Annotated in this window: 8 protein-coding genes; 3 read left to right on the top strand and 5 right to left on the bottom strand. The window is 71.3% G+C overall.

Going from position 1 to position 12,450, the window contains the following annotated elements:
- Positions 1-19: 19 nt before the first annotated feature.
- Positions 20-550, top strand: a complete 531-nt coding sequence (locus IF02_RS0121840; RefSeq protein ID WP_030159420.1) for a DUF1203 domain-containing protein — start codon at positions 20-22, stop codon at positions 548-550.
- Between the two features lie 88 nt (positions 551-638).
- Here IF02_RS0121840 and IF02_RS0121835 read toward each other — a convergent pair whose 3' ends face one another.
- Positions 639-1,667 (bottom strand): aspartate-semialdehyde dehydrogenase, encoded by a 1,029-nt coding sequence (locus IF02_RS0121835; RefSeq protein WP_030159419.1) that lies wholly within the window; start codon positions 1,665-1,667, stop codon positions 639-641.
- Between the two features lie 251 nt (positions 1,668-1,918).
- Here IF02_RS0121835 and IF02_RS0121830 point away from each other — a divergent pair, with 251 nt between their 5' ends.
- A complete protein-coding gene (locus IF02_RS0121830) occupies positions 1,919-3,409 on the top strand; it encodes a M28 family metallopeptidase (RefSeq protein WP_051696435.1) in 1,491 nt (496 codons plus the stop codon).
- Positions 3,410-3,499: 90 nt separating this feature from the next.
- Here IF02_RS0121830 and IF02_RS0121825 read toward each other — a convergent pair whose 3' ends face one another.
- From IF02_RS0121825 to pepN, 3 genes are all read right to left on the bottom strand, one after another.
- Entirely contained in the window at positions 3,500-6,826 is a 3,327-nt protein-coding gene (locus tag IF02_RS0121825) for a S8 family serine peptidase (protein ID WP_030159416.1), read from the bottom strand.
- Positions 6,827-7,174: 348 nt separating this feature from the next.
- Positions 7,175-8,134, bottom strand: a complete 960-nt coding sequence (locus tag IF02_RS0121820) for a hypothetical protein (protein WP_030159414.1) — start codon at positions 8,132-8,134, stop codon at positions 7,175-7,177.
- Between the two features lie 168 nt (positions 8,135-8,302).
- Positions 8,303-10,873: an aminopeptidase N gene (pepN, locus tag IF02_RS0121815; RefSeq protein WP_030159412.1), complete on the bottom strand. Its 2,571-nt coding sequence runs from the start codon at positions 10,871-10,873 to the stop codon at positions 8,303-8,305.
- Between the two features lie 126 nt (positions 10,874-10,999).
- Between pepN and IF02_RS0121810 the strand changes: the two genes are divergently transcribed.
- Positions 11,000-11,647: a DsbA family protein gene (locus IF02_RS0121810; protein ID WP_030159411.1), complete on the top strand. Its 648-nt coding sequence runs from the start codon at positions 11,000-11,002 to the stop codon at positions 11,645-11,647.
- Between the two features lie 131 nt (positions 11,648-11,778).
- On the opposite strand, the gene IF02_RS0121805 is transcribed toward IF02_RS0121810, so the two are convergent.
- Positions 11,779-12,435: a superoxide dismutase gene (locus IF02_RS0121805; protein WP_030159409.1), complete on the bottom strand. Its 657-nt coding sequence runs from the start codon at positions 12,433-12,435 to the stop codon at positions 11,779-11,781.
- Between the last annotated feature and the right edge of the window lie 15 nt (positions 12,436-12,450).

Raw genomic sequence — 12,450 nt, 5'->3', positions numbered from 1 at the left:
GGCGCGCACCCTGGACGGCATGACCACACGATCCGCGCCCCGACCGGCGCTCCACGCCGTACGCCCCGTCGCCCCCGCAGCCCTCGCCGGCCTGCGCGTCCGGGACGACGCCGGGCGGCCCTGCCTGCCGTACGAGGACCCCGAAGGCGGCGCCCCGCTGCGCTGCTGCCTGCGCCGCAGCAGCCCCGGGGAGCGGATCGCACTCGTCTCGTACGCGCCGCTGCGCCGCTGGGCGGCCGAGACGGGCGTGGACCCGGGCGCGTACGGCGAGCAGGGCCCGGTGTTCATCCACGCCGCCGACTGCGGCGGCCCGGCCGGGGCTCCCGGATACCCCTTCGCCCACCCCGGGGCACTGCGCACGGTCCGCCGCTACGACGCCGGGGGGCGCATCCTCGGCGGCCGCGCCCTGTCACTGGGCGAGGCCGCGCAGGACGCGGACGCGGTGCTGGAGGAGGCGGTGGCGGAGGCCTTCGCAGACCCGGAGGTCGCCCTCGTGCACGTGCGCGCCACCGAGTTCGGCTGCTTCCTCTTCGAGGTCCGCAGGCCCTGACGGCCGGCGGGACCGCGAGACCGCGGGAACGCAGCAAGGGGCGGCACCGACCGGTGCCGCCCCTTCCTCGTGCGATCGGGCTCGGGCCTCAGCCGCGGAGCTCCTCCGCGACCAGCTCGGCGATCTGCACCGCGTTCAGGGCCGCGCCCTTGCGGAGGTTGTCGTTCGAGAGGAACAGCGCGAGGCCGTTCTCGACGGTCTCGTCGACGCGGATGCGGCCCACGTACGAGGCGTCCTTGCCCGCCGCCTGCAGCGGGGTCGGGATCTCCGAGAGCTCGACGCCCGGGGCGTCCTTCAGCAGCTCGTACGCGCGCTCCACGCTGACCGGGTTCGCGAAACGGGCGTTGACCTGGAGGGAGTGGCCGGAGAAGACCGGCACGCGCACGCAGGTGCCGGAGACCTTGAGCTCCGGGATCTCCAGGATCTTGCGGGACTCGTTGCGGAGCTTCTGCTCCTCGTCGGTCTCGAAGGAGCCGTCGTCGACGATCGAGCCCGCGAGCGGGAGCACGTTGAAGGCGATCGGACGCTTGTAGACGCCCGGCTCGGGGAAGGTGAGCGCCTCGCCGTCGTGGACGAGCGCGGTCGCCTCGCCGGCGACGGCCTTGACCTGGCCGTCGAGCTCGGCGACGCCCGCCAGGCCGGAGCCGGAGACGGCCTGGTAGGTGGTGGCGACCATCGCCGTCAGGCCGGCCTCGTCGTGCAGCGGGCGCAGCACCGGCATCGCGGCCATGGTGGTGCAGTTCGGGTTCGCGATGATGCCCTTGGGGCGGTTCTTGATCGCGTGCGGGTTGACCTCGGAGACGACGAGCGGCACGTCGGGGTCGCGGCGCCAGGCGGAGGAGTTGTCGATCACGACCGCGCCCTGGGAGGCGACCTTCTCGGCGAGGGCCTTGGAGGTCGAGCCGCCCGCGGAGAAGAGGACGATGTCCAGGCCGGAGTAGTCCGCCGTGGAGGCGTCCTCGATGGTGATCTCCCGGCCCTCCCACTCGAGGGTCGAGCCCGCGGAACGGGCCGAGGCGAACAGCCGCAGCTCGTCCACCGGGAACTTGCGCTCGGCGAGGATGCCGCGCATGACTCCGCCGACCTGTCCGGTGGCTCCGACGATTCCGACCCTCACGGTGACTCCTTATTGGTGCGTACGACGCGGGCGCGTGAAGCCATCATGCGTTCGACCCCACGAGGCTTGTCCAATCCATTGTCCGAGGAACGGACGGTGTCCCGGATGTGAACCCCCGTGACACGTTCGTGGCGGCTGTGTTGCACCCCCGCCGAGAGCCCGTTTTGCCTGGTGGCGGCCGGTTACCGTCCGGTCTGTCGTGTCCGGTCGACGGACGGGCATTCCGCATATCGAACTCGGGGAGAACCACCGTGCGCGCCATCCACCACCGCCGCCGGTCCATACCGGCCCTCGCCGCCCTCGCGGCCGCCGCCGTCGCCGCGCCCGTCCTGCTGACCGCCACCCCGGCGGCCGCCCACCCGCGCGAGGGCAGGCTGGCCAAGGAGCTGGTGTCGGAGGTCACCGCCCGCGGCGCCTACCGCCATCTGGCGAAGTTCCAGCAGATCGCCGACGCCAACGGCGGCAACCGCGCGGCGGGCACCCCGGGCCACGCGGCTTCCGCCGCCTACGTCCACGACACCCTGAAGAAGGCCGGGTACGACGTCTCCTACCAGGACTTCGACATCTACGAGGCGCACACGAAGACGGAGAAGACCACCGTCCTCACCGGCGTCGACGGTGCGCCGCGCGAGCTGGCCACCGCCGCCTTCACCTTCACCAAGTCCACCCCGGCCGGCGGCCTCGTCGCCCCGCTCGCCCTCGCCCGGGTCGACGAGACCCCCGGCTGCACGGCCGACGACTACGCGAGCGGCACCTTCACCGGGAAGATCGCCCTGGTCAAGCGCGGCGCCTGCACCTTCGTGGAGAAGCAGAAGGCCGCCGCCGCGGCCGGCGCGATCGGCGTGATCGTCTACAACCACAGCGGCACCGCCCCGGTCCGGGGCGGGTTCTCCTCGCCCGCCGACGGGATCATCCCGAGCGCCGGGCTGTCCCTCGCCGACGGCGAGGCGCTGGCCGCGGCCGCCGCCGGGGGCGAGGTGACCGTACGCCTGGACCTGGACCAGGAGCACGTGAAGAAGACCACCCGCAACGTGATCGCCGAGACCAGGGGCGGCCGCTCCGACCGCGTCGTCACCGTCGGCTCGCACCTGGACTCGGTCCCCGAGGGCCCGGGCATCAACGACAACGGCTCCGGCTCGGCCGGTCTGCTGGAGGTGGCGCTCAAGCTCGCGGACGAGGGGGCCAACAAGAAGGGCAAGGGGACCGCGAACAAGGTCCGCTTCGCCTGGTGGTCGGCCGAGGAGCTCGGCCTGCTGGGCTCCGAGCACTACGTGGCGCAGCTGTCCGAGAAGCAGAAGAAGGACATCGCGCTCTACCTGAACTTCGACATGATCGCCTCGCCGAACCCGGTGCAGTTCGTCTACGACGGCGACGACTCGGACAAGACCGGCGAGGGCGCCGGCCCGGCCGGCTCGGCACAGATCGAGGCGCTCATCAACGGCTTCCTCGACAAGAAGCACAAGCCGCACGAGGGCAGCGACTTCGACGGCCGCTCGGACTACGGCCCGTTCATCGCGAACGGCATCCCGGCCGGCGGTACGTTCACCGGCGCCGAGGGCGTCAAGACCGCCGAGCAGGCCAAGCGGTACGGCGGCACGGCGGGGGCCCCGTACGACCCGAACTACCACGGGGCGGGCGACACCCTGAAGAACCTGGACCTGAAGGCCTTCGACACCAACCTGGACGTCATCGCCCACGCGGTCGGCACGTACGCCCAGGACCTGAGCTCGCTGGGCAAGTAGCCGGCGGGCGCTCCCGCGGGGGGAACGGCGAAGGGGCGGGCGCCCGATCCGGGCGCCCGCCCCTCCGTCATGCGATCAGCCGGTCATCCGTTACGGGGTGACCTTCTCGATCTGGACGCTGCCGGTGCCGGCGGCGGTGCCGCGGGCGTTGAGCAGCTTGACCTCGCCGAAGAACTGACGGCCCTCGGGGGCCGGAGCGGCGGCGAGGACGTTCGCCGTGACGGACGCCGAGGCGCCGTTGGCGAGGTTCACCGCGGCGGCCTCGTCGACCTGGACGGCGCCCAGGGCGGACGAGAAGTACACGTCGCGGTAGTCGTACGTGGTGGACCCGGACGGAACGGCGTAGCCGTCCACCTGGATCGTGTAGGTGCCGGCGGCCGGGTTGAGCAGGGTCACGGCCTCCTCGGAGTCGCCGTCGGCGGAGGAGCCGACCTTCACGCCGTCCTTGAGGACGGTGAGGTCGAGGTCGGCACCGGTGTCGGAGACACCGCCGATGGCCACGTCCAGGCGGGAGACGCCCTCACCGATGGTGACGGTGCTCGTCTGGGTCTCGCCGTTCGCGATGGTCGGCTTGGCGACCTTCGCGGAGCCGAGCGGGCCGCCCTGGAGCTTGCCGCCGCTGATCGCCGCGGCGTCGTTCTTGATGGTCCACTGGACCGGGGCCGGGGTGCCCTGCTTCACCTCGGGCAGGACCTTGACCGCCGGGTCGAAGGCCGCGCCGAGGACGCTGATGTCCAGCTTGAACGGGTTGTCGAGCAGCGGCGACGTGCGGCGCGCCTCGACCTCGATCTCCCAGACGCCCGGCTGCGGGTTCGCGTACGAGCGCAGGTCGGGGCGGCAGGTGTTCGCCGGGTTGTCGTAGTTCGGGTAGCACTGGGTCGTCGCGCTGTCCTCGACGCCCACACCGTACGGGTGGATCGAGATGAAGCGCGTCTGGCTGCCCGGCTTGAGACCGCCGAGGGCGACCTCGAGGGACTTCGCGCCCTGCGGGACGGTCACGAAGTACGACTTGTGGCTGTTGCGCTGCACGGAGGAGGTGTCCGACGTCGTGAACGACGGCTTCGCCAGCGGCGTGGAGGCGACGACCGTGGTCAGGATCTGCTTGTCGATGCCCTCGGTGGTCTCGTCGTCCAGCTGCAGGATGCCGCTGTGGACGCCGGCCGTCTTGGGCTTGGCCTCGACCTTGATGGTGACCGGCTTGTTCAGCGGCAGCGTGACGTAGTCGTAGTCGCCGACGACCTTGAACGTGCCGTCGTTGTTGCGCCAGCTCAGGTTGTGCCGGGTGCCGTACTTGACGCCCGTGGTGCGGGTGACGACGACGTCGTAGACCTTCTTCTGGCCGACCTTGAGGCCGCCCTCGCGGTCGTAGAGGCCGGTGCCGAAGCCCGGGGTCTTCAGGAACTGGTCGATCGCGGTGTCGACCGGAGCCTTGACGGTGAACTCGTTGGCCTTGGCGTCGCGCTGGAGGGACTCCCACGCGTCGACGATGTTGATGAGGCCCGCGCCCTGGGCGTGCGCCGGAACGTCGTCGATCTTCTTCGCGGTGCTGGTGAGCGCCACGCGCAGGCTCGCCGGGGTGACCGTCATGTGCTGCTGCTTGGCGGCCGAGAGCAGCAGGGCGCTGGCGCCCGTCGCCTGCGGCGAGGACATCGAGGTGCCCTGCAGCATCGAGTAGCCGGCCGGGAGGTTGTAGCCGGCCTCCTTCACCGGGGAGCCGGGCAGCCAGGTCTGCGTGGTGTTGATGGCAGCGCCGGGGGCGGTGATGGTCGGCGTGAAGCCGCCGTCCTCACGCGGACCGCGCGAGGAGAACGGGAACATGTTGTACTTCTTGGTCACGCCGGAGCCGTAGTTCGCGGCCCAGGTCTCCTTGGAGACCGCGGCACCCACGGAGATGACCTTGTCCGCGAGACCGGGGTCGCCGATGGTGTTGACACCGGGGCCCTCGTTGCCCGCCGAGATGACGAGCTGGACACCGTAGGTGTCGATGAGGTTCTTGTAGAGCTCGGCGCGGGCGTTGTTGCCGTCGTTCAGCGCCGGCAGGCCGCCGATGGACATGTTGACGATGTCCACACCGCGGTTGACGACGAGGTCGATCATGCCCTCGGTCAGCGCGACGTTGGTGCAGCCGCCGGACCAGGAGCAGGCGCGCGAGGAGACGATCTTCGCGCCCGGCGCCTCGCCGTTCATCTTGCCGCCGAAGAGGCTGTTGGCGGCGGTGATGCCGGCGACGTGCGTGCCGTGCTCGGACTCGATGATGCCGATGTTGACGAAGTCGGCCTTCTTGCCGACCCAGTCCCCGCCCAGCGGGTCCATCGGGACGTCCTTGCGGATCTGGATCACGAACGGGATCCGCTCGGCGACGTCGGTCGCCGGGTTGTCCGTGCCGAAGTAGCCGATCTGGTAGCCGTCCTTGTACGGCTTCATCGGCTCGTTGTTCGTGAAGTCGCCGTCCTGGTCGGTGTCGACGCGGACGGTGCCGGCGGCGGCGTCGTAGAGCATGCCGAACCGGTCGGTGGTGTCCCCGTCCCGGTTGACGTCGCCCTTCGCGTCACCGGTCGCGGTGATCGACTCGCTGAACCGGCTCCACTGGTACGAGCCCTCCGGAGCCTTCCAGCTCTGGCCGCCCGCGGAGAAGGTGCCGCCCGCGGCCGTCACCGGGGTGATCTGCGCGCGCCAGGTGGCGTCGTTGTCGGTGATCGGGTCGGTCGCCGTGACCCAGTCGACGATCTTGCGCTCGCCGGTGGTGGTCTTCTGGAGCGCCGGGTGGCCGAGGTCGACGCCCGAGTCCAGGATGCCGATGGTCACGCCGCGGCCGTCGGCCTGCGGGTTCTTGGCGACGAAGTCCACCGCGCCCGTCTCGAAGGACGGGTTGTACGGGTTCTTCGCGGGGGTGTTCTTGTCCGGCCCCGGGTAGGTCTCGGAGGCGGTCTTCCCCACCGTCTTCGAGTCCTTGCCCGCGTCGGGACGCGGGTCCGAGAGCTGGATCTCGTGCTTGAGGTCCAGGGCGTGCACCGAGGACAGCTTCGCGGCCGCCTTCAGCGCGGCCTCGGCCTTGGCGGTCGGCAGCGTGGCCCGCACGTAGCCGAGCTTGTCGTTCGTCTGCCCGACCGAGGCGCCCTGGACCGCACCGAGCTGGTCCGCGACCTGCTTGGTCTGGCCGGGGGCGGTGGCCACCATGACGGTGACGGTCGCGTCACCCTTGGCCTTGGCCTGCTGGAGCAGCTCGGCGTCCGCCGAGCCGATCTTCTCGTCGGCGGACTTGACGGCCGGGCTCGTGCCCGGGGTGCCGGCGGGGCCGGTCGCCGCGAACACGGGCATCGCGCCCGCGGTCGCCAGCGCGGCGACCAGGCCGGCCGCGGCCGCGACGCGCGCGACGCGTCTGGCCCCGGATATGGAGCTGGGGGATTCGAGGGTCATCAGCATCCCTGGATAAGTGAAAGATACGGTCCGGATTTCGGTGCCGGATGACCGGTCAGCTTTGCGCAAACGACCGCTCTTTGGGGAGGCTTGTCATTGACCGAGACCTGACATGGCGGACTCTCGCCAGGTAGGGTCATGCGCCATCGAGGCCGTACCGGGGCGTACTCACACGAATCACAGGGGTTGAAGAGTTGCTTTGTCGACTTCCCGACCTCGTCGCGAGGGTGGGGCGGTGCGCGGTCTCAGATCGGGTGTGACAACTTCGGGCGTCTCAGCGCACGCGCGTGCGCGCGTAACGCTCCGTCAGGCGGGCGCACGGGACCGGCCGGCGTCGGCCGGGCCCCCTCACCTGGGCAGGACGACCAGGTACGCGGCCGGCTCGCGGTCGGCGGACGCCGTCAGCGCGGTCCGGACCACCGCGGCCTGCTGCTCGGGCCAGTCGCGCAGCTTGCGCGGGGTGATGTGCAGGACGGTCACCCCGAGCCGTTCCAGGGTCTCCCGCTTGCGGACGGCTTCCGAGAACTCCTCGTCCTCGCCCTGCCGGGGAGCGCGGGTGTCGATCTCCACGGCGACGGCCTGGTCGGGCCAGTACGCGTCGACCCCGCCGAGGTGCGGGCCGCCGGGCAGGCGCAGGTCCACGTTCCAGACCGGCTCGGGGAGCTCGTAGCCCCGTACGAGCTGGTACAGCCGGTCCTCGGCGATGGCCCGGCCCTCCGCGAGCAGGGACTCGACGGCGTCCACGACGTGGGCGCGGTTCAGCAGCCGGGCCACCGTCAACTCCCGTACCGCCGCGGCGGGTTCGCAGTGCCCGCCGCGGACGGCCTCGCTGAGCAGGCGGCGTACGGTGCCGGCGTCGGAGAGCCGGGCGACCGCGTCGGCCAGCGCCCGGGCCACGGGGGCGACGGGCAGCCCGGTCACCAGCTGGGGGCGGGGCGGGGTGTGCGTCCGCACGATCCGGACGGTGCCGACGGAGCGGAGCCGGCGGGTGTGGGGCACCAGGACGTCGATCTGCGTGAGGGCGAGCAGCGCGGGCGCGGAGGCGAACCGGTACAGCGCGAGGGCCGCGAGCCCGGTGACCATGGCCTCGCCGCCGCGGCGGCCCGCGTACAGCAGGGCGGCGTGCAGGCGCTCCTCGCTGGTCGCGGCGCCGGGGTGGAGGAGGAACACCCCCGGCAGGATCTCCTGCCAGGGCCGCCCGGCGGCTTCGGAGGCGCTGACGCCGTGCTCGCGGAGCTGGGCGAGGCTCATCACGCGGGGGCGGCTGCCGGTGAGGTGGGCGAGGGGGAGGGGCGCGTTGTGGTTCATGCGGCGGAGATTCCCGCCCGCCCCGGCCCCGCTAACCCCTGTTACGCAGCCGTCGACAAATCCGGACAAGACCGCACTAAAGTACGGCCGTTCGAAAGCCGATAGCGCCGTTCGGATCCCTCGGCGGGGCCGGTCCGCCCTGACGGACCGGCCCCGCCGACGCCTTCGCTAGAGCGCGGCCGAACCTGCGGCGGCGGCCGCGTCGCAGGCCTGCGCGCGCAGCGCCCGCGCCAGGTCGTCACGGGCCTCCAGCACCAGGCGGCGCAGCGCCGGAGCGGCATCGGCGTGCGCGGCGAGCCAGGCGTCCGTGGCGGCCAGCGTCGACTCCGAGTCCTCCAGCGAGGGGTACATCCCCTTCACCACGTGCATGCCGATCTGGATCGACCGGTCCGCCCAGATCCGCTCGATCACCTCGAAGTAGCGCCCCGCGTACGGCGCCAGCAGGGCCCGCTGCGAGGGCTGCTGCATGCCCGCGATCGTCGCCTCCACCAGTGCGTTCGACAGGGCGTCCGACTCGACGACCGCCGCCCACGCCTGGTCCTTGACCGCCTCGGACGGCCGCGCCGCGAGGCAGCGCACCTGGTGCCGCTTGCCCGACGCCGTGTCGTCGCGCGCCAGTTCCGCCGTCAGCACGGCCTCGTCCACCGCGCCGTGCGCGGCCAGCGGCAGCAGGAAGTCCCACCGCAGCTCCTGGTCCACGTCCAGCCCGTCGATCCGCGCCGAACCGTCCAGCAGCCCCAGCAGCAGCTGGAAGTCGCCCTCCGTCGCCGCACCCGCCGCGAAGAAGCGGGCCCAGGTCAGCTGGTGCTCCGAGCCCGGCTCCGCCAGCCGCAGCTCCTGGAGCGCGACCGCCGACAGCACGCGGCCGCCCTGCTCGCGCCAGTCGGCCGCCGCGTAGTGCGTGACCGCGGCCAGCACCTGCGAGTGCAGCATCTGGAGCACGCCGACGTCGCTCTCGCGGCCGGCGTGGGCCAGCACCATCGAGATGAAGTCGCGCGCCGGCATCAGCCCGTCCCGCGTCAGGTTCCACAGCGCCGACCAGCACAGCGCCCGCGCCAGCGGGTCCGCCACGCTCCCGAGCCGCTGGCGCAGCGTCGCCAGCGAGCCCTCGTCGAAGCGCATCTTGCAGTACGTGAGGTCGTCGTCGTTGACCAGCACCAGGTCGGGCCGCTCCTGCCCGGCCAGCTCCGCCACGACCGTCGAGGCGCCGGCCACGTCCGCCTCGGCCCGCGCGTAGCGGACCAGCGCGCCGTCCTCCAGCCGGTACAGGCCGACCGCCACCCGGTGGGGGCGAAGCTCGTCGCCCTCCTGGACCACCGACAGCTCGGTCACCCGGCCGCCCGCGTCGTACGTCACCACCGGAGTCAGCACGTTCACGCCGGCCGTCTGGAGCCAGGCCCGCGACCACTCGGCCATGTCCCGCCCGGAGACCTCGCCGAGCACCGCCAGCAGATCGTCCAGCGTGGTGTTCCCGTACGCGTTGGCCTTGAAGTAGCGCCGCGCGCCCTCCAGGAACGCCTCCCGTCCCACGTACGCGACGAGCTGCTTGAGCACCGCCGCGCCCTTGGCGTACGTGATGCCGTCGAAGTTGAGCTTCGCGTCCTCCAGGTCACGGATGTCGGCCGTGATCGGGTGCGTGGAGGGGAGCTGGTCGGCCCGGTACGCCCACGCCTTGCGGTTGTTGGCGAAGGTCACCCACGCCTGGTCGAAGCGGGTCGCCTCCACTTGCGAGAAGGAGCCCATGAAGTCCGCGAAGGACTCCTTCAGCCACAGGTCGTCCCACCACTTCATGGTGACGAGGTCGCCGAACCACATGTGGGCCATCTCGTGCAGGATCGTGTTGCAGCGGCGCTCGTACGCGGCCCGCGTCACCTTGCCGCGGAAGATGTACTCCTCGCGGAAGGTCACCATCCCCGGGTTCTCCATCGCGCCCAGGTTGTACTCGGGCACGAAGGCCTGGTCGTACTTCCCGAAGGGGTACGGGTAGTCGAAGTGCTCGTGGAAGAAGTCGAAGCCCTGCTTGGTGACGAGGAAGACGTCGTCCGCGTCGAAGTGCTTCGCCAGCCCCTTGCGGCACATCGCGCCCAGCGGGATCGTCAGGTCCCCGCGCGTGTAGGTGTCCGTCACGTAGTGGTACGGGCCCGCCACCACGCAGGTGATGTACGTGGAGATCGGCGCGGTCTCGGCGAAGCGCCGGGTCAGGCCCTCGCGGGACTCCTCGGCGCCGTTGCTCCAGACGTGCCAGCCCTCCGGCGCGGTCACCTCGAAGCGGTACGGGGCCTTCAGGTCGGGCTGCTCGAAGTTCGCGTACACGCGGCGGGCGTCGGCCGGCTCGTACTGCGTGTAGAGGTAGACCTCGCCGTCCTCCGGGTCGACGAAGCGGTGCATGCCCTCGCCCGTCCGGCTGTACGCGCAGTTCGCGTCCACCACCAGGACGTTCTCGGCGGCCAGGCCGGCCAGGGCGATCCGCGCCCCGTCGAAGACGGCGGCCGGGTCCAGCTCCAGCCCGTTGAGGGTGACGGAGTTCACCGACGGGGCGACGAGGTCGGCGAAGGTGGCCGAGCCGGGGGCCGCGGCCCGGAAGCGGATCGTGGTCACCGAGCGGAAGGTCCGGGGGCCCTCGGCCGGTTCGGCCTCGTCCACGGCGGACCTCAGGTCGAGGACCACCTCGTACCCGTCGACGGACAGCAGCTCGGCCCGCTCGCGGGCCTCGTCACGGGACAGATTCTCTCCGGGCACGTGCACTCCTTCGTGCGTGATCGCGATACCTGACGGAATCCTCGCACGGGGGAATGCGGGCGGGCCCGGCCTGGTTGGCGAGGGGGAAACACGACCAGTGATGCACACGCGACTCCGAGGAGAGACATGGCCGACACCCAGGTGCGCGAGAAGACCCCGGTCGACTTCTGGTTCGACCCGCTCTGCCCCTGGGCCTGGATGACGTCCCGCTGGATGCTGGAGGTCGAGAAGGTCCGCGACGTCGAGGTGCGCTGGCACGTGATGAGCCTCGCCGTCCTCAACGAGAACAAGCTCGAAGAGCTGCCCGAGCGCTACCGCGAGATCCTCGGCCCCAAGGGCTGGGCCCCGGTCCGCGTCGTCATCGCGGCCCAGCAGAAGCACGGTGAGGAGATCACCGGCAAGCTGTACACCGCGCTCGGCACCCGGATCCACAACGAGGACAAGGGCGCGACCCGCGAGGTCATCGCCGAGGCGCTGGAGGAGGTCGGCCTGCCGGCCGAGCTGCTCGCCTACGCCGACTCCGACGAGTACGACCAGGTGCTGCGCGACTCCCACAACGACGGCATCGAGCGCGTCGGCCAGGAGGTCGGCACCCCGGTGATCTCGGTGCCCGGCGCCGAGGGCGACGAGGTGGCCTTCTTCGGTCCGGTCGTCACCCCGACCCCGCGCGGCGAGGCCGCCGCCCGGCTGTGGGACGGCACCCTGCTGGTCGCCGCCACCCCCGGCTTCTACGAGATCAAGCGCACCCGCACCAAGGGCCCGTCCTTCGAGTAGGCCTGCCGGTCCGCCGACGCACACGGAAGACCCCCGCAAGTCACGTCCTTGCGGGGGTCTTCCGTTGGACACGCCCGCACGCGAAGGCTGAGAAGACGATCACGAGGCGGACGGGCTCGGTGGGGCCGTGATCAGCCCTTCGCGGGGATCAGCAGCGGGGTGTTCGCCTTGGCGTCGGCGTGGCGCCTGGCCACGTCCTGCCAGTTGACGACGTTCCACATGGCCTCGATGAAGTCCACCTTCTGGTTCTTGTACTGCAGGTAGAAGGCGTGCTCCCAGGCGTCGAAGACCAGGATCGGGGTGCTGGCCACGCCCACGTTGCCCTGGTGGTCGTAGACCTGCTCGACGACCAGGCGGCCGCTGACGGGCTCGTACGCGAGCACGCCCCAGCCGGAGCCCTGCGTCGCGGAGGACGCGAAGGTCAGCTGCTTCTTGAACTTCGCGAAGGAGCCGAAGGACTCGGTGATCGCGTCGGCCAGGTCGCCGAGGCCGTCGGCCGCGGCGGGCTCGCCGCCGCCCTCGCCGGTCTTCGGGCTGGCCATGTTGTGCCAGTAGATGCTGTGCAGGATGTGACCGGAGAGGTGGAAGGCCAGGTTCTTCTCCAGGCCGTTCAGCGCACCCCAGTTCTCCTTGTCGCGGGCCTCCGCCAGCTGTTCCAGCGTGGTGTTGGCGCCGGTGACGTAAGCCGCGTGGTGCTTGTCGTGGTGCAGCTCGATGATCTCCGGGTTGATCACCGGCTCCAGCGCCGCGTAGTCGTACGGAAGCTCAGGAAGCGTGTAGATGGCCATGCGTGTTATCCGGTC

The sequence above is a fragment of the Streptomyces sp. NRRL S-244 genome, assembly GCF_000717915.1.
Lineage (GTDB): Bacteria > Actinomycetota > Actinomycetes > Streptomycetales > Streptomycetaceae > Streptomyces.
This window is presented reverse-complemented; position numbering and strand designations above follow the sequence as displayed.

Coding starts and splice junctions, on each gene's coding strand:
- IF02_RS0121820 (WP_030159414.1), bottom strand. CDS start 8,134: ATGAACCACAACGCGCCCCTCCCCCTCGCCCACCTCACCGGCAGCCGC.
- IF02_RS0121825 (WP_030159416.1), bottom strand. CDS start 6,826: ATGACCCTCGAATCCCCCAGCTCCATATCCGGGGCCAGACGCGTCGCG.
- IF02_RS0121840 (WP_030159420.1), top strand. CDS start 20: ATGACCACACGATCCGCGCCCCGACCGGCGCTCCACGCCGTACGCCCC.
- IF02_RS0121810 (WP_030159411.1), top strand. CDS start 11,000: ATGGCCGACACCCAGGTGCGCGAGAAGACCCCGGTCGACTTCTGGTTC.
- IF02_RS0121805 (WP_030159409.1), bottom strand. CDS start 12,435: ATGGCCATCTACACGCTTCCTGAGCTTCCGTACGACTACGCGGCGCTG.